The sequence below is a fragment of the Xenorhabdus littoralis genome (assembly GCF_033949345.1).
Classification (GTDB): domain Bacteria; phylum Pseudomonadota; class Gammaproteobacteria; order Enterobacterales; family Enterobacteriaceae; genus Xenorhabdus; species Xenorhabdus littoralis.
Map to the genome: position 1 here is coordinate 71,296 of NZ_VCDP01000006.1, position 17,507 is coordinate 88,802.

The window sequence follows — 17,507 nt, forward strand, 5'->3', positions numbered from 1 at the left end:
CCCTACCAACGCTGCTTCAGCAGGTTTGGTTGAATGCCCGCAATCAGACTGGTATTGCCGTAATCTTTAGTCACAATGCCCGCTTCAAATTCTTCACGGAAGTATTTGATAGCACTCTGCAAAGGCTCTACAGCGCCAGGTGCATGGGCACAGAAAGTTTTACCCGGGCCAAGAAAACGGCAGAGTTGCTCCAGCGTTTCAATATCACCCGGCTGGCCTTTGCCATTCTCAATGGCACGGAGAATTTTGACACTCCACGGCAAACCATCACGGCATGGTGTACACCAGCCGCAGGATTCACGGGAAAAGAACTCTTCAAGATTGCGGGTCAGAGAAACCATATTGATTTCATGATCCACAGCCATTGCCAGTGCTGTTCCCAAACGACTACCCGCTTTGGCAATGCTTTCAAAATCCATTGGCAGATCAAGGTGATCTTCTGTCAGAAAATCAGTTCCTGCCCCACCCGGTTGCCATGCCTTGAATTTCAGTCCGTCACGCATACCACCCGCGTAATCTTCGAGAATTTCACGGGCTGTCGTACCAAAAGGCAGTTCCCAAAGTCCCGGATTTTTGACCCGTCCAGAAAAGCCCATCAATTTAGTGCCGGCATCTTTACTTTTGCCTTCACTCAGACCGATGTACCACTCTTTGCCATGTTCGAGGATAGCGGGAACGTTACACAGGGTTTCGACATTGTTGACGCACGTCGGTTTACCCCAGGCACCCGATGTCGCAGGGAACGGGGGTTTTGAACGTGGGTTCGCGCGACGCCCTTCAAGGGAGTTAATCAGTGCGGTTTCTTCACCGCAGATATAACGTCCCGCGCCGGTATGAACAAACAGTTCAAAATCAAAGCCGCTACCCAAAATATTCTTGCCAAGCAGGCCCGCCGATTTGGCTTCTTCAATTGCTTTGCGCAAATGAACGGCAGCCTCAACATATTCGCCACGCAGGAAGATGTAGCCACGATAAGCTTTCAGCGCAAAGGCACTGATCAACATACCTTCCACCAGCAGGTGCGGCAGTTGCTCCATCAGCAGACGGTCTTTATAAGTACCCGGCTCCATTTCATCCGCATTGCACAGCAAGTAGCGGATATTCATACTTTCGTCTTTTGGCATCAGGCTCCATTTCAAGCCTGTGGAGAACCCCGCACCACCACGGCCTTTTAAGCCTGCATCTTTCACCAGTGCGGTAATTTCATCAGGAGCCATGCCTTTCAGTGCTTTTTCGGCTCCTTTGTAACCATTCTTGCTTCGGTATTCATCCAACCAAACAGGTTGTTGGTCATCACGCAACCGCCATGTCAGGGGATGAGTTTCCGCTGCGCGGATTATTTCTTTCACTCCTGAATGCGTTGTCATGGATACTGCTCCAGTAATCGTTCAATTTCTTCGGCTTTGACATAACTGTGGGTGTCTTCATCAATCATCATGGTCGGCCCCTTGTCACAGTTACCCAGACAGCAGGTTGGCAACAGTGTGAAACGCCCGTCTGCTGTGGTCTGCCCCGGACAAATGTTCAGGTGCGATTCTATCGCTGCCTGAACGCCCTGATAGCCCGTGATGTGACAAACAACACTGTCACAGTAACGAATAATGTGACGTCCTACCGGCTGGCGATAAATCTGGCTGTAAAACGTCGCCACCCCTTCTACATCACTGGCTGGAATGCCTAACACCTCAGCAATGGCATAAATAGCGCCATCCGGCACCCAGCCACGCTGTTTCTGCACAATTTTCAGTGCTTCAATTGACGCAGCACGCGGATCTTCGTAATGGTGTTTTTCATGCTCAATGGCATCACGCTCTTCCGTACTCAGGACAAACTTATCCGGTGTCTGAGCGTCCGTTACGTTAACCACATCAAGACGTGCTTGCTTGTTTGCGTTAAATTCACTTTGCATCGTTAGCGATCCACATCAGACATAACAAAATCGATACTGCCCAGATAGACGATAAGGTCGGATACCAGACTGCCCCGGATCACCGATGGGATCTGCTGCAAATGAGCAAAACTCGGGGTGCGGATGCGGGTGCGGTAGCTCATGGTGCTACCATCACTGGTCAGGTAATAACTGTTGATACCTTTCGTTGCTTCGATCATCTGGAATGATTCATTGGCAGGCATGACCGGTCCCCATGACACTTGCAGGAAGTGATTAATCATGGTTTCGATGTGCTGCAAGGTACGCTCTCTCGGTGGTGGCGTGGTCAGAGGATGATCAGCCTTGAACGGGCCTTCTGGCATATTCTTGAGACACTGCTCAAGGATGCGCATACTCTGACGGATTTCTTCCACTTTCAGCATCACACGGTCATAGCAGTCACCGTTGTAACCTGTCGGAACTTCAAAATCGAAATTCTCATAACCGGAATAAGGACGCCACTTACGCACGTCAAAACTGATACCCGTTGCACGCAGCCCCGCGCCAGTCACACCCCAGTCCAGAGCCTGTTTAGAATTGTAGGCAGCCACCCCAACAGAACGCCCTTTCAGGACACTGTTTTTCAGCGCAGCTTTAACATAGGAATTCAAACGTTTCGGCAGCCAGTCCAACAAATCTCGCAAAAGTTTATCCCAGCCGCGTGGCAGGTCATGAGCAACACCACCGATACGGAACCACGCCGGATGCATACGGAATCCGGTAATGGCTTCAACAACATCGTAAACTTTCTGTCGGTCAGTAAAGGCAAAGAAGACGGGCGTCATTGCACCAACGTCTTGGATAAATGTACTGATATAAAGCAAGTGGCTGTTAATGCGGAACAACTCAGACAGCATGACGCGGATGGTTTTCACACGATCCGGCACCTCAATGCCCGCCAGTTTTTCAACTGACAGCACATAAGGCATTTCATTGACACATCCACCTAAGTATTCGATACGGTCGGTATAAGGGATATAGCTGTGCCATGACTGGCGTTCACCCATTTTTTCAGCACCACGATGGTGGTAGCCAATATCGGGAACGCAATCAACGATTTCTTCGCCATCAAGTTGCAGGATAATACGGAATGCACCGTGGGCAGAAGGATGGTTCGGGCCGAGGTTGAGGAACATGAAATCCTCATTGTCAGTACCTCGCTTCATACCCCACTCTTCTGGTTTGAAAGTCAGGGCTTCCATTTCCAGATCTTCTTTCTGCTTGGTCAAAATGAAGGGATCGAATTCCGTGGCCCGCGCGGAATATTCCTTGCGCAGCGGATGACCTTCCCATGTTGGCGGCATCAGGATGCGGCGCAAATTCGGATGCCCATTGAATGTAATGCCAAACATTTCCCACGTTTCACGTTCATACCAATTGGCATTCGAAAAAATTGACGTGATGGTAGGGATATTCAGGTCTTGTTCAGCAAGCGCGACTTTCAGCATGATGTCACGGTTACGCTCAATGGAAATCAAGTGATAAAACACTGAGAAATCCGCAGCAGGCAGCCCTTCCCGGTGAGAGCGTTGACGCTCATCAACACCATGCAAGTCAAACAGCATGACATAAGGTTTGGGCAATTTTTTCAGGAAAGTGATTACTTCCAGTAGCTGTTCCCGCTTGACCCAAACAACAGGCATACCAGTACGGGTAGGCTGGACGGTAAAGGCATCCGGGCCAAATTGACGCTTAAGCTCGTTCACAACAGGATCATCAAGGTGATCCCGTGTTTCCCAAGCAGGCCGGGCGCTTTCTTGCGCTATCTGATCTGTCATCATTCTTCACCACAACGCTTGATCAGGGTTTTTGTGATCGCAACACATTGCTCTGGTTACGCTATATGGCTAAAAGCCTTAAATTTCGTCTGGAGTCCGCAGATTTTTCACTGCGATACGTTCACCGCGTTTCCGTTCTCTTTCTGATTGCATATTGGCACGGTAAACCCCCTGATCGCCGACAACCCATGACAATGGGCGGCGTTCTTTGCCTATCGACTCCTGCAACAGCAGCAGTGCCTGCATATAGGCTTCCGGGCGGGGAGGACAGCCTGGAATATAAACATCTACAGGGATAAATTTATCTACCCCCTGAACCACAGAGTAAATATCGTACATACCACCCGAGTTTGCACAGGCTCCCATTGAAATAACCCACTTTGGTTCCAGCATTTGGTCATACAGACGTTGAATGACGGGAGCCATTTTGACGAAGCAGGTTCCGGAAATCACCATGAAGTCGGCCTGACGCGGGGATGCACGCAATACTTCTGCCCCAAAGCGTGCAACATCGTGAACGGCAGTGAATGACGTCACCATTTCCACATAACAACAAGAAAGGCCGAAGTTATAGGGCCACAAGGAGTTTTTTCTTCCCCAGTTCACCATGTCATGCAAGGCATTCTCTAATTTGCCCATGTAGACACTGCGGTGAACATGCTGCTCCAGGGGATCGCTAACAATTTCCTGTTTTTGCAGGGGATAACGGTCATTCTCACCGTTAGGATCTATGCGGGTGAGCGTATAATCCATCTTTATGCCTCGCTATTACTGCATATGACTGTTGTTGGTATTATTGGTATCGCTGGTATTGCTGATACTGGTATTACTCATATTGGTATTACTCATATAAGTATCAGCACTCGGTTTACTGACTTGGCGTTTTGAGCGCGCGGGAGTCCAGTCCAACGCACCAATGCGCGCCAGATAAACCAAACCTGCCATTAACACCAAAATGAAAATGCTTGCTTCTGCAAAGCCCAACCAACCGCTCTCTTTGATAGAGACGGCCCATGCATATAAGTAAAGGGCTTCAACATCGAAGATGACGAAGAACATGGCGACCAGATAAAATTTCGCCGACAGACGCAGACGCGCACTGCCGACCGAATCAATACCTGATTCATAGGGTATGTGTTTTGCTCTGGCTTTCGCTCTGCCTCCCATGAAGTATCCGCCCAATAACATGAGCGCGCACAACCCAAGGGCACCTATCAGGAAAACCGCAAATGCCCAGTGATGGGCTAAAATTCCAGTGGATGTAGACATACTCGTTGCTTACTCATCAAAAGTGGTGTCAAGGTGTCTGCTCTTTTTACCGGCAGTGTTGCACCACATCGATTCATGGGAAGGGATAATAACCAAATCTGAAACAGCGCTAATAAATACTTCTTGTCGCTTGAATCGTCTTGGTTTTTATTCCTCTCAACAATGTTTTGCCATGACGGCAAAAACACTCACACATTTATTTACAAACAACAAACCATTGATTAACACATTGTGCTGGTACACCGCTAAAACGTGTCAGTAGAGTAAAAAGTCATCATCCTGACATAACCAGTCTAACCGATAACTCGACTTTACTACACCATTATCGCAGGAAAAACCTGTCTTTCCACTGCGAGACTTAGGGTATTTTTATGATCAAGCGCACAATTTCATTGAAAAACATTCAACAACTGAATGTAATTTATTCAACACCTAATAAATTGTTTCTAAAAAGAACTATCGAAGTACGATAAAACCGCTATTTCTGAAAACGGATTTATTTTATCAATTTAGCAAAATAAAATTTGTTAACACAGCAACATTCTTTTAACTAAAATTCGAAAGGGAAAGGAAATTTAATAGGGTATATTTCTTGTGGAAAATATCAGAAATAGGAATGAAAACTTGAGAGGATTATTAATATTTAATTAAAACAGGCTAATATCTCCACAAATAAAATGGAAACATTAGCCTATAAAACACTTAATACTTATTCGTCTATATTTTCGACGGAAGTATCATCAACTGATTCAGCCGATTTGATAGTTTCAATAGATTCATCTGTTTCGTCAGATTCATTAGATTCATCGGATTCAACAGGTGTTACTGTATAAGGTGTTTTCTTATTTTCTATCGCATCAAAAACTGTCAGAACAGATTCATTCTGCTCATTATTATTCCGATATAAGAAGAATTGAATTTCTGGTAGGCGTGGCAGCCCTTCACTTTCACCCAGAATTCTCAGGTCCGCATTATGCATTTCCAGAGGGCGGGCAGTAATCCCGACTTCTGCATTCACAGCCGCACGAACAGCCGACAGAGAGGCGGCTTCATAGGCAATACGCCATGAAATGTTTGCCATATCCAGAGTATCCAATGCGATCTGGCGGAATGGGTTGGTTTCATCCATAACAACCAAAGGTATAGGTTCGTTAGTCTGCAACTGGAAGTCCGGCGCACAATGCCATAGAACAGGCGAAGAACGTAGGATCGTTTTAGGATGCTGGTTAATTTTTGCTGTGGTTAATGCCAAATCAATCTCATGGTTATCCAACATACTTTCGATAAACTGGGCGCGCTTAATCCGCACATCAACAGCTACACGTGGATAGACAGAGGCAATACGGTTCAACAAGAATGGAAGAAGTGTATCAACAGCGTCATCTGATACCCCTATTCTTAATTCGCCGTCTGCATCATTGTAGGTTAATGATGCTGTTGCATCGTCATTGGCACGGAGGATCTGTCGTGCATAACCAAGAAGTTGAAGCCCATGCTCGGTCAGCAGCTTATTACGGCCGTGGCGAGCAAATAACTCTCTTCCCACTAGATGCTCTAACCGCTGCATTTGCTGACTTACAGCTGACTGCGTTCTAGAAACAGCTGCTGCTGCTGCTGCAAAAGTATTTAAGTCAGCAACGGCAACAAAAGTTCTTAGCAGATCGAGATCGAGGTTTATTATCTGACGATTTGCATTTATCATTGTTTATTCATCACTTTTTTTTGATTTTAATTACTATAATTACTAACTAACCTGGTGTTTTTACTTTAGTAGTATCAAATAAAATAATACCGATTGTGACATTACTCTACTCTATTAAATAGGGCAAAGGTTTACTGCATTTTTTTTACTATTTAGAGCGTCATGGGTTTTATTTTCTCCTTTCTTAACAAAATTTATGCAATTCCAAAAATAAATCAGAGATAAAACCCTATTTACATCACATAATCACCAATTTCCAGTATAAATATTCTTTTTCTGACTGACTTCAAAGAATAACGTAACTGAATTAGGAAAACTTAAAGTAGCAATACGATATTAGTATTTTTAATGAGTTCACATTCCATAGAATAGACCTGAAAATGTCATGGTTAAAAATTCAAAAACATTGTCTAAGGATCATGTGATAAAAACCTAAATTAACTTTACGTCAGTAACGATAAATTATAAGAATACATTATACAAACCTTCTTACCTTTATTGACAATTCGGGGTTTTCCGGACGACTTAACTAAAATTTCTTGTCTAAATGTCATCCTCACCACTCTCAGTCAACTAAAAACACGCAATTATCCAGAGATTAATTTCAAATAAACATTATAAACAGGAATAAAAAACCAATAAATTACATTTTTTTAGAGAGCAAGCCAGTTCATTTATTCTTAAAACAACCGTTTTAACCAAAGATATCAAAGTCTCTTCAAAAGACAGACCGAGAGGAGTACATTGATTACTACACTTTTTATGCCGGGTAACATCCATTTCGCCAAGAGGTTAGATCACTCTATGTTTTCCATTAATAAATCCAGCAAATTAGATAATGTTTGTTATGACATCCGGGGGAATACCCTCAAAGAAGCCAAAAGACTCGAAGAAGAAGGCAATAAGGTACTGAAATTAAACATAGGTAATCCGGCTCCATTTGGCTTTGAAGCACCCGATGAAATTTTGGTCGATGTCATCCGCAACTTGTCAACAGCCCAAGGTTACTCCGATTCAAAAGGGTTATATTCTGCGCGCAAGGCGATCATGCAGCATTATCAAGCCAGAAATATGCTGGATGTTACCGTTGAAGATATCTTTATCGGTAACGGGGTTTCTGAACTTATCGTTCAATCCATGCAGGCCCTGTTGAATACAGGGGATGAAATGCTGGTTCCTGCGCCTGACTATCCTCTTTGGACTGCGGCAGTATCACTTTCCAGCGGCAATGCCGTCCATTATCTGTGTGATGAACAGCAAGGCTGGTTCCCTGATTTAGAGGATATCCGCCGTAAAATTACCCCGCGTACCCGTGGTATCGTTATTATTAACCCGAACAACCCAACCGGGGCGGTATATAGTAAAGAGCTGTTATTGGAAATAGTGGAAATTGCCCGTCAGCATAATCTGATTATTTTCGCTGACGAGATTTACGACAAAATTCTATATGATGATGCCCAGCACCATTCTATTGCAGCATTGGCTCCTGACCTCTTTACCGTTACCTTTAATGGTCTGTCAAAAACCTACCGAGTCGCTGGCTTCCGTCAGGGCTGGATGGTGCTGAATGGCCCGAAAAAACAGGCAAAAGACTATATTGAAGGATTAGAAATGCTGGCATCAATGCGCCTTTGCGCCAATGTGCCGATGCAGCATGCAATCCAGACGGCTCTGGGAGGCTACCAGAGTATCAGTGAATTTATTCTTCCGGGCGGCAGACTCTATGAGCAGCGCAATCGCGCATGGGAACTGATTAATCAGATCCCGGGTGTTTCTTGTGTGAAGCCAATGGGGGCACTATATATGTTCCCGAAAATAGATACCAAACGTTTCAATATTTATGATGACCAAAAAATGGTTCTGGATCTTTTACTACAGGAAAAAGTCCTGCTGGTTCAAGGTACCGCATTTAACTGGCCAGAGCCTGATCATGTCCGTATCGTCACACTGCCACATGTCACTGACTTACAAATGGCTATAGACAAGTTTGCCCGATTTATCGGTAACTATCGCCAATAACTATAATATTCACCCTTTAGCGTCTATTTCAGAAAGTATTAATAACTTAATGATGTAGGCGCTATGTAAAAAAGAAACTTATTTCTGCTTACGGTTATTTCCGACATTAATGAGTTAGTCATAAATGATTATTCCCTGTATTTTTTCTAATACTGAGAAAATTGACACTCAAGAGGTTTACTTCCTTTCTCCGCCCGCCCACAATTAATCACTCCATTCCGCAGAAAGGGAAGATCATGAGCCATTTTTTCGCCCAATTATCCCGTTTGAAATTAATCAACCGTTGGCCTCTTATGCGAAATGTGCGCACAGAAAATGTTTCAGAGCACAGTTTACAGGTCGCTTTTGTTGCGCACGCGCTGGCGGTAATTAAGAATCGGAAATTCAACGGTAATGTCAATGCTGAACGGATAGCTCTGCTGGCGATGTATCACGATGCCAGCGAAGTGATCACCGGCGATTTACCTACCCCAATTAAGTATTACAATCCTCAAATTGCTTCCGAATATAAAAAAATAGAAAAAATTGCCCAGCAAAAGTTGCTGGATATGCTGCCAGCTGAATTGCAGGATGATTTTCGTTCTATCCTAGATGAACATTGCCATACGGAAGAAGAAACCCTCATTATCAAACAAGCTGATGCGTTATGTGCTTATTTAAAATGTCTGGAAGAACTTTCAGCGGGAAATACCGAATTCAATCAGGCCAAAACCCGGTTAGAAAAAACGCTGACAGATCGACACAGCGCAGAAATGGATTATTTTATGGATGTCTTTGTGCCGAGTTTCAGTCTTTCTCTTGATGAAATCAGCCTATAGCTACATAGCTACATAGCTACATAGCTACGAGCACGTTCGCCCGATACCCTCTTCTTCTCTCAAGTTACAGCCGACATAACCGTAAATTGAGAGATAGAGAGGGATGATAGAGGGATAAGAGAATCAGAATGGGAAAAGTACAGGAATAATCGCGACGCTGATCCCCATGACAATTAGTGTAAACGGTACGCCAAGTTTCAGGAAATCCGCAAACTGATATCCACCCGGCCCCAATATCAACGTATTGACGGGAGAGGAAACCGGCGTCATAAACGCTGCTGAAGCAGCCACGCCAATCACCATCGCAAAGGGCAAGGGAGAAACAGACATCTGATTGGCCGCAGCAATCGCGATCGGTGCCATTAGCACTGCTGTTGCGGTATTGGAAATAAACAGGCCGATAACCGCACACAGCACAAACAGGCACATCAACATCACCCGTGGCCCCATATTACCTGCAACATCCATCAATCCGCGGACAATTAAGTCAATACCACCCGTTTTCTGTAATGCCAGCGCAAAAGGCATCATACCGACAATCAGAATAATACTCGGCCAGTGAATGGCCCGATAAGCACTTTCCATATCGATACAGCGGAATTTTCCCATCAGTAGACAAGCAATCAGTGCAGCAATAAAATTCGGAATTTCGTTAGTCAGCATCATGGCAACCATCAGGGCAAGACAAAATAGCGCATGAGGTGCTTGTGATGCAGCAGGAGCGGCACTTTCCACTTCAGCAGGCAGGTTCAACACGATGAAATCGGGCGTTTTGGTTTTTAACGCGCTGATCAATTTCCAGTCACCAATCACCAATAATGTATCGCCAAGAAGCAAAGGCTCATCAACCAGCTTACCTTCCAGTGCCTTACCACTGCGCCTTATGCCCACCACATTCAGTCCATAACGTGTACGGAACTTCATGCCACGCAATGATTGTCCCAATAAATCAGATTCAGGGATCACAGAAACTTCAGCCATTCCCACATCACGGGCTTGTGCCGAGAAATATTCTCCCCGCAATATCATGGGTTCCAGCTGTTGCTCGCGGCAAAACTCCCGCAAATCGACATCGCTGGCAGACATATCCACCAGCAGGACATCCTGTTTCTGCAACTCCCTATCTCCGGTTGCGGCAACCATCACCCGACGAAATTTTCGCCAGCGTTCAATACCAATCACATTCGCGCCATAACAGGCCCGTAGTCCCATATCATCCAGCGTATGACCAATCAAAGGTGAGCCCTGGCGGATAGCAAACCGGCGGGCACGACCAGATAATTTATAATCACGGATTAAATCACGAAATGTTCGGTGATAGCGGGCATCTACTGTCTGTTGATTGCTTCCTCCCAACCAACGACGGGCGATCAGCATATAAACCACTCCTGCCAGCAACACTAAAATGCCAATCGGAGTAATGGAGAAAAAACCAAAACCCCGCAGCCCTTCACGCACCAGTTCACTGTTGACAACCATATTAGGCGGCGTAGCAACCAACGTCATCATGCCACTGATCAAACCGGCAAATCCTAGTGGCATCATCAGCCGTCCCGGAGAGATTTTCATTCTGGCAGCCACACTCAGCACAACCGGAATGAAGATTGCCACAACGCCGGTCGAACTCATGAAAGCCCCTAATCCGGCAACAGATAACATCAGCCAGGCCAGCATTTTAGTTTCACTGTTACCGGCAACCCGAACCAGCCAGTCTCCCATCTGATAGGCAACACCCGTTCTCACCAGCCCTTCGCCAATGACAAACAGAGCGGCAATCAATAACACATTGGGATCACTAAAACCGACAGTGGCTTCACTCAACGTCAGTGTGCCACTCAGGACAAATGCAATGATCACCAATAAAGCCACAACATCCATCCGGACTTTATTGGTGGTGAAAAGTACAATAGCTATCAAGAGCAGGGTCAAGACCCACAACAGTTCGCTATTCAATTTGGCCTCTATCAACAATACCTTCAGACGATACAAACGTTAACAAGGTAAGTAGACCATTCTTCTCAGGGAAAATCCTACGTTAAGATCAAATATCTTCCTGATTCATGGTGTAAATAGAGACATAACCACCAGACTTGGAAATCTCAAGGTCTTCCAGATTCGTAATCGTCAGATGGGTTTCATCACGTCGTGGAATATCCGGCAAATCGTGGACGACAACGACCTGACAACCCGCGTCCAGACCTGCATGAATTCCCGCAGTGGCATCTTCAAAAACCACACATTCCTCTGGCAATAATCCCAGTTTCTGCGCCCCTAACAAATAAGGTTCAGGATTGGGTTTACCATTTTTGACAGATTCAGCCGTCACCCAATGGGCAGGCTCCGGTAACTCAGCGACTTTATGACGCGCAGTAGCAAGAGGGATCGTCCCCGAAGTCACGATTGCCCACGGAATATCCAACGCATTCAACTTATCAATCAGGGCAATGGCACCGGGCAAAGGAGTGATGCCTTCCATATCTTCTGTTTCGATTTTTTCTATCCATTTGAAAGTGGCAATAATCTCCTCTTTACTGGCATCAGGCATAAAATGACGGATTGATAATAGCGCAGGAGTACCATGCACATAGTTCAATACTTCATCACGATCGATACCCATCTTATCGGCAAACTTAATCCATGCCCGCTCAACTGCCGGCAATGAATCAATAAGCGTACCATCCAAATCAAATAAAAAGCCTCTACATTTCAGCACCAAATCCGACTCCTTCAAACGCAGTTATATGTTAATAGAAACTATATTTTAATAAAAACTATGTGTTAATAAAAACTATGCGTTAATAAAAACTATGTGTTAATAAAAACTATGCGTTAATAATCTGACCAATCTCAACGGCGCTCAGGTGATATTGACGAGGACAGGAAAACCAAAGCGCCAACATCCGCTGATACTTATTCCACATCGGTGTCTGGGCATTAAAGCCATGACTGCCTGAATCAAAATGAGTATAGCGCCCCTCTGTATTCACCATAAAACGAACATAAGCAAGATAATGTGGTTCTGTAGCCGCATCAAAACCTAAAAATGCAATACGTCGCTCATCCAGCGCTTGCTGATCTTTTAAATTGCTCAATGAAACGTGCAGCGCATGATACATTTCCATAATATTGATGATAGTGCGACAAGTCTCTTCAGATAATTCACCGAAATCGCGATCCAATTCACGTAATTGTAAACCAAAACCCCGTTCGATAATGGTTTGGAAGCGGCGATAGCGCTCGGCATGTTCCGGCTCCAGCATGGACATCAGTTTGTATTGGTTAGAGAGGATTAAACGTTGTGCATGGGTCATTTCCATTGTGGAACTCCTTAATAAAAGAGAACTATCTTGACCGCATCATCGCACTACCCATTTTTTAAGAGTAGTGCAAAACAACCATTTATTGATCTGAACGGGGGTTTACAGGTTAATTGATTCAGCAACCGCCGGAATAAGGTTTCCAGCGGTTTAAATATCATCAAGAAAAGAATTATCCAATTGTTTGAAGGCGCGTTTGAGTAACTCAGCCAATGAGAAATAGGTCGGGGCATTTTCCACAGGTGCCATTGCAATCCCGGCTTCAGCAAATTTTGCCCTAATTTCATAAAACCATTTCAACAGCCCTTCAGGTAAAGGAGTTGCCGCACGTTTCCCCAACCACCACAACCCTTGCAACGGCATACTACAAGCAAACAATGCCGTCGCAATCGCCGGGCCTAATTGACCTCCTAATGCGATTTGCCATGTCAGTGTAAAAATTGCCAGTGGCGGCATGAAACGGATGCCAAATCGAGTCGCCTTAATCACACGATTCTCAGGAAAAACAGGTGCAAGCTGCTTTTCCAGCGGCCACGTTTTCAGATATTGCTGCCCTAATTGCATTCTCTTGAACCAACCTTGGCTGACAGGTGGTGTCGTGTTCATCATGACCTCAATCAATTAAAGGTATAGTTTTTAAAAAATCCCTACAAAAGATAAAATCTTTTTTGTAGTATTAATACTATTAAGTATATTTTGTCTTTATTGCTAGCAAACGGTATCCTACACAGACTTTTATGTTGTTGCAGCAGCAAAACAGAAATTTTGACCTTTTTCGCAACAATTCGGTTCGGTTTGTTAACAAATAATTTTATTTTTTAACATTGTTCTTCTTTAAGATTAGATCACAACAAGATAATAGGTATTTCCATGTCAAGTAAGCTGGTACTGGTTCTTAACTGCGGTAGCTCCTCCCTGAAATTCGCTATCATCGATCCTGCCAATGGTGAAGAGTATCTTTCTGGTTTATCCGAATGCTTTAACCTGCCTGAAGCCCGTATTAAATGGAAAATAGATGGCGCGAAAAATGAAGCTGCTTTAGGTGCCGGCGCAGCACACAGCGAAGCGCTGAACTTCATTGTTAATACCATCTTGGCTGAAAAGCCAGAACTTTCTGCACAAATTTCAGCCATCGGTCACCGTATCGTTCACGGCGGTGAAAAATTCACTTCTTCCTTAATCATCACTGATGAAGTTATTGAAGGTATTGAAGCGGCTATTCCATTTGCACCACTGCACAACCCTGCCCACCTGATCGGTATCGCAGAAGCGAAAAAAGCCTTCCCTCATCTGGTTGAGAAAAACATTGCAGTATTTGACACTGCATTCCACCAGACCATGCCGGAAGAAGCTTACCTGTACGCACTGCCATACAGTCTGTACAAAGAGCATGGTATCCGTCGTTACGGTGCACATGGCACCAGCCACTTCTACGTTTCCCGTGAAGCAGCGAAGATGCTGAACAAACCTGTTGAAGAACTGAACGTCATCACCTGCCATCTGGGTAACGGTGGTTCTGTTTCTGCAATCGTTAACGGTCAGTGTGTTGATACTTCCATGGGCCTGACTCCACTGGAAGGTCTGGTCATGGGTACCCGCAGTGGTGATATCGACCCGGCTATCGTATTCCACCTGCATGATGCAATGGGCATGACTGTTGCTCAGATCAACACTCTGCTGACCAAAGAATCTGGTTTCCAGGGTCTGACTGAAGTGACCAGCGACTGCCGTTATGTAGAAGATAACTACGAAACCAAAGCTGATGCCAAACGTGCAATGGATGTTTACTGCCACCGTCTGGCAAAATACATCGGTGCTTACAGCGCACTGATGGAAGGTCGTCTGGATGCCATTATCTTCACTGGCGGCATCGGTGAAAACTCCTCACTGGTACGTGAACTGACCATTAAGAAAATCGCTCTTCTGGGCTTCGAATATGATCACGAGCGTAACCTCGCAGCCCGCTTCGGTAAATCCGGCGTTATCACCACTGATAACAGCCGTCCTGCTCTGGTTATCCCAACCAATGAAGAACTGGTAATCGCTCAGGATTCAGCACGCCTGACCGCATAAGCAACATGATCCTCAAACCGCCAGCATAGCTGGCGGTTTTCTATTCATGAGTGCTTGATTAATATTTCCTTAATAAATATTGCGTTGGCTCATGGTTCATGTTTCGTCTATTTATATAGCATTGAACCTATCACATTGAGCTACGTTTATTGATTGACGAGCAACCGTTAAAGAGGTTTCCGTGTCCCGTATAATTATGCTAATCCCCACTGGCACCAGCGTTGGTTTAACCAGTGTCAGCCTGGGTGTCATCCGCTCCATGGAGCAGAAAGGCGTGCGCCTGAGTGTATTCAAACCTATCGCACAACCGCGTCATACTGGTTCTCAGGATCAGACTACCTCCATTATCCGTTCACATTCCGGCATCCATGCTGCGGAACCTCTGGATATGGCGCATGTGGAATCACTGCTGACCACCAACAAAAAAGATGTATTGATGGAAGAGATCGTGGCGCGTTACCACGAAAATACCAAAGATGCAGAAGTTGTTCTGATTGAAGGTCTGGTTCCGACTCGCAAGCATCCGTTTGCTCAGTCCCTGAACTATGAAATTGCCAAGACCCTGAATGCTGAGATCGTATTTGTGACGGCTCTGGGCACTAACTCCCCGGAACAGCTGAAAGAACGCATTGAACTGAGCCGTGCGGAATACGGTGGCATCAAAAACCAAAACATCATCGGTGTGATTGTTAACAAACTGAATGCACCTGTTGATGATCAAGGCCGTACTCGCCCGGATTTGTCTGAAATCTTCGATGAATCCAGTAAAGCGACCATCGCTCACGTCGATCCGAAAACCATCTTCAAAAATAGTCCGCTGCCAATTCTCGGCTGCATTCCATGGAGTTTTGACCTGATCGCTACCCGTGCGATTGATATGGCAAAACACCTGAAAGCAGACATCATCAATGCAGGTGCTATTGAAAGCCGTCGTATCAAATCCGTGACTTTCTGTGCCCGCAGCATTCCTAACATGCTGGAGTACTTCCGTCCGGGTTCTCTGCTGGTCACTTCCGCTGACCGTCCTGACGTACTGATCACCGCATGTCTGGCTGCCATGAACGGCATTGAAGTTGGTGCCGTATTGCTGACTGGTGGTTACTCAATCGATGATTCCATCCGTGAACTGTGCGAACGCGCATTCAGCACCGGCCTGCCCGTTTTCACTGTGAAAACTAACACATGGCAGACTTCTCTGAATCTGCAAAGCTTCAGCCTGGAAGTTCCGGCCGATGACCACGAGCGTATCGAAAAAGTACAGAACTACGTTGCACAGCATATCAGCAGCGAGTGGATCGATTCTCTGGCAGCGACATCTGAGCGTCCGAACCTGCTGTCTCCACCAGCATTCCGTTATCAGCTGACAGAACTGGCTCGTCAGGCTGGCAAGCGTGTCGTCCTGCCAGAAGGTGACGAACCACGTACAGTCAAAGCCGCCGCTATCTGTGCTGAGCGTGGCATTGCCGAATGTATCCTGTTGGGTGATCCGGAAGAAATTCGTCGTGTAGCCGCAGCTCAGGGCGTTGAACTGGGCGCGGGCATTGAAATCGTTAATCCGGCAGCAGTACGTGAGCGTTACGTTCCGCGTCTGGTTGAGCTGCGCAAGAACAAAGGCATGACCGAAGTTGTTGCCCGCGAACAACTGGAAGACAACGTGGTTCTGGGTACATTGATGCTGGAACAGAACGAAGTTGACGGCCTGGTTTCTGGTGCGGTTCATACCACGGCGAACACCATTCGTCCGCCATTGCAGTTAATTAAAACGGCACCGAACAGCTCACTGGTTTCATCTATCTTCTTCATGTTGCTGCCAGAGCAAGTATTGGTTTACGGTGACTGCGCGATTAACCCGGATCCAACCGCAGAACAACTGTCTGAAATTGCTATCCAGTCAGCAGATTCTGCAAAAGCCTTTGGTATCGAGCCTCGCGTTGCGATGATCTCCTACTCGACCGGCAACTCTGGTGCGGGCAGCGATGTTGAGAAAGTGCGCGAAGCAACCCGTCTGGCACAGGAAAAACGCCCTGATCTGATTATCGATGGCCCATTACAGTACGATGCGGCAATCATGGCAGACGTGGCGAAATCCAAAGCGCCAAACTCACCAGTTGCAGGTCAGGCGACCGTGTTCATCTTCCCTGATCTGAACACCGGTAACACCACGTATAAAGCGGTACAGCGTTCGGCGGATCTGGTGTCCATCGGGCCAATGCTGCAAGGTATGCGCAAACCTGTTAACGACCTGTCCCGTGGCGCATTGGTTGATGACATTGTTTATACCGTTGCATTGACTGCAATTCAGGCAACCCAGCTAGAAAACGCCTGATTTTCGAATTGTATAAAATAGCCCTATGCCAAAAACATAGGGCTATTCTTGATAAGCAACCCATTTACCACTTGCCACTTGCCGCCAGTTCAGGCAGCAATTCACGATAGAACACCTCTTTAAATAGTGGATCTTGATCCGCTGCCCATTCATCGAACAATCCCCAAACAATCACCAAACAATCACCAAACAATCACCGAACAAGCAGAACGACTTGTCTTCCAAGTTCCAAGATAGACAACCACTCATGCGAGACATTTCCGTTGGTACGCTCA

14 protein-coding genes are annotated in these 17,507 nt (G+C 45.8%); 4 read left to right on the forward strand and 10 right to left on the reverse strand.

The window, feature by feature from the left end; all coding sequences use genetic code 11:
* Positions 1–2 precede the first annotated feature (2 nt).
* The 6 genes from nuoF to hexA form a co-directional block, all read right to left on the reverse strand.
* Positions 3–1,367 carry an NADH-quinone oxidoreductase subunit NuoF gene (gene nuoF, locus FE394_RS02670; protein WP_319924860.1) on the reverse strand — a complete coding sequence of 455 codons (1,365 nt, stop codon included), beginning with the start codon at positions 1,365–1,367 and terminating at the stop codon, positions 3–5.
* Positions 1,364–1,909: an NADH-quinone oxidoreductase subunit NuoE gene (nuoE, locus tag FE394_RS02675; RefSeq protein WP_319924861.1), complete on the reverse strand. Its 546-nt coding sequence runs from the start codon at positions 1,907–1,909 to the stop codon at positions 1,364–1,366. The genes nuoF and nuoE overlap by 4 nt, the downstream gene beginning before the upstream one ends.
* Before the next feature lie 2 nt (positions 1,910–1,911).
* Positions 1,912–3,711, reverse strand: a complete 1,800-nt coding sequence (gene nuoC, locus FE394_RS02680) for an NADH-quinone oxidoreductase subunit C/D (protein ID WP_319924862.1) — start codon at positions 3,709–3,711, stop codon at positions 1,912–1,914.
* Positions 3,712–3,786: 75 nt separating this feature from the next.
* Positions 3,787–4,461, reverse strand: coding sequence for a NuoB/complex I 20 kDa subunit family protein (locus FE394_RS02685; protein WP_010846751.1), 675 nt, complete (start codon positions 4,459–4,461; stop codon positions 3,787–3,789).
* Between the two features lie 15 nt (positions 4,462–4,476).
* A complete protein-coding gene (locus FE394_RS02690) occupies positions 4,477–4,977 on the reverse strand; it encodes an NADH-quinone oxidoreductase subunit A (protein ID WP_319924863.1) in 501 nt (166 codons plus the stop codon).
* A 709-nt stretch (positions 4,978–5,686) separates the two neighbouring features.
* A complete protein-coding gene (gene hexA / locus FE394_RS02695; RefSeq protein WP_319924864.1) occupies positions 5,687–6,679 on the reverse strand; it encodes a transcriptional regulator HexA in 993 nt (330 codons plus the stop codon).
* An 804-nt stretch (positions 6,680–7,483) separates the two neighbouring features.
* Between hexA and FE394_RS02700 the strand changes: the two genes are divergently transcribed.
* Entirely contained in the window at positions 7,484–8,698 is a 1,215-nt protein-coding gene (locus tag FE394_RS02700; RefSeq protein WP_319924890.1) for a pyridoxal phosphate-dependent aminotransferase, read from the forward strand.
* Between the two features lie 236 nt (positions 8,699–8,934).
* Positions 8,935–9,516 (forward strand): 5'-deoxynucleotidase, encoded by a 582-nt coding sequence (gene yfbR, locus FE394_RS02705; RefSeq protein WP_319924865.1) that lies wholly within the window; start codon positions 8,935–8,937, stop codon positions 9,514–9,516.
* 123 nt (positions 9,517–9,639) lie between these two features.
* Here yfbR and FE394_RS02710 read toward each other — a convergent pair whose 3' ends face one another.
* The 4 genes from FE394_RS02710 to yfbV form a co-directional block, all read right to left on the reverse strand.
* Positions 9,640–11,469, reverse strand: a complete 1,830-nt coding sequence (locus FE394_RS02710) for an SLC13 family permease (protein ID WP_319924866.1) — start codon at positions 11,467–11,469, stop codon at positions 9,640–9,642.
* 88 nt (positions 11,470–11,557) lie between these two features.
* Positions 11,558–12,232, reverse strand: a complete 675-nt coding sequence (locus FE394_RS02715) for a sugar phosphatase (protein ID WP_319924867.1) — start codon at positions 12,230–12,232, stop codon at positions 11,558–11,560.
* 106 nt (positions 12,233–12,338) lie between these two features.
* Positions 12,339–12,833, reverse strand: a complete 495-nt coding sequence (locus tag FE394_RS02720) for a YfbU family protein (protein ID WP_319924868.1) — start codon at positions 12,831–12,833, stop codon at positions 12,339–12,341.
* Positions 12,834–12,983: 150 nt separating this feature from the next.
* A complete protein-coding gene (yfbV, locus tag FE394_RS02725) occupies positions 12,984–13,439 on the reverse strand; it encodes a terminus macrodomain insulation protein YfbV (RefSeq protein ID WP_319924891.1) in 456 nt (151 codons plus the stop codon).
* Between the two features lie 264 nt (positions 13,440–13,703).
* Here yfbV and ackA point away from each other — a divergent pair, with 264 nt between their 5' ends.
* On the forward strand, positions 13,704–14,906 hold the full coding sequence (ackA, locus tag FE394_RS02730) for an acetate kinase (RefSeq protein WP_319924869.1): 1,203 nt from the start codon (positions 13,704–13,706) through the stop codon (positions 14,904–14,906).
* Positions 14,907–15,087: 181 nt separating this feature from the next.
* Positions 15,088–17,232 (forward strand): phosphate acetyltransferase, encoded by a 2,145-nt coding sequence (gene pta / locus FE394_RS02735; RefSeq protein WP_319924870.1) that lies wholly within the window; start codon positions 15,088–15,090, stop codon positions 17,230–17,232.
* Positions 17,233–17,507: the final 275 nt, after the last annotated feature.

Excerpts from the sequence above, each read along its gene's own strand:
- nuoF (WP_319924860.1), bottom strand. The coding sequence starts at position 1,367 with ATGACAACGCATTCAGGAGTGAAAGAAATAATCCGCGCAGCGGAAACT.
- nuoE (WP_319924861.1), bottom strand. The coding sequence starts at position 1,909 with ATGCAAAGTGAATTTAACGCAAACAAGCAAGCACGTCTTGATGTGGTT.
- nuoC (WP_319924862.1), bottom strand. The coding sequence starts at position 3,711 with ATGATGACAGATCAGATAGCGCAAGAAAGCGCCCGGCCTGCTTGGGAA.
- FE394_RS02685 (WP_010846751.1), bottom strand. The coding sequence starts at position 4,461 with ATGGATTATACGCTCACCCGCATAGATCCTAACGGTGAGAATGACCGT.
- FE394_RS02690 (WP_319924863.1), bottom strand. The coding sequence starts at position 4,977 with ATGTCTACATCCACTGGAATTTTAGCCCATCACTGGGCATTTGCGGTT.
- hexA (WP_319924864.1), bottom strand. The coding sequence starts at position 6,679 with ATGATAAATGCAAATCGTCAGATAATAAACCTCGATCTCGATCTGCTA.
- FE394_RS02700 (WP_319924890.1), top strand. The coding sequence starts at position 7,484 with ATGTTTTCCATTAATAAATCCAGCAAATTAGATAATGTTTGTTATGAC.
- yfbR (WP_319924865.1), top strand. The coding sequence starts at position 8,935 with ATGAGCCATTTTTTCGCCCAATTATCCCGTTTGAAATTAATCAACCGT.
- FE394_RS02720 (WP_319924868.1), bottom strand. The coding sequence starts at position 12,833 with ATGGAAATGACCCATGCACAACGTTTAATCCTCTCTAACCAATACAAA.
- yfbV (WP_319924891.1), bottom strand. The coding sequence starts at position 13,439 with ATGAACACGACACCACCTGTCAGCCAAGGTTGGTTCAAGAGAATGCAA.
- ackA (WP_319924869.1), top strand. The coding sequence starts at position 13,704 with ATGTCAAGTAAGCTGGTACTGGTTCTTAACTGCGGTAGCTCCTCCCTG.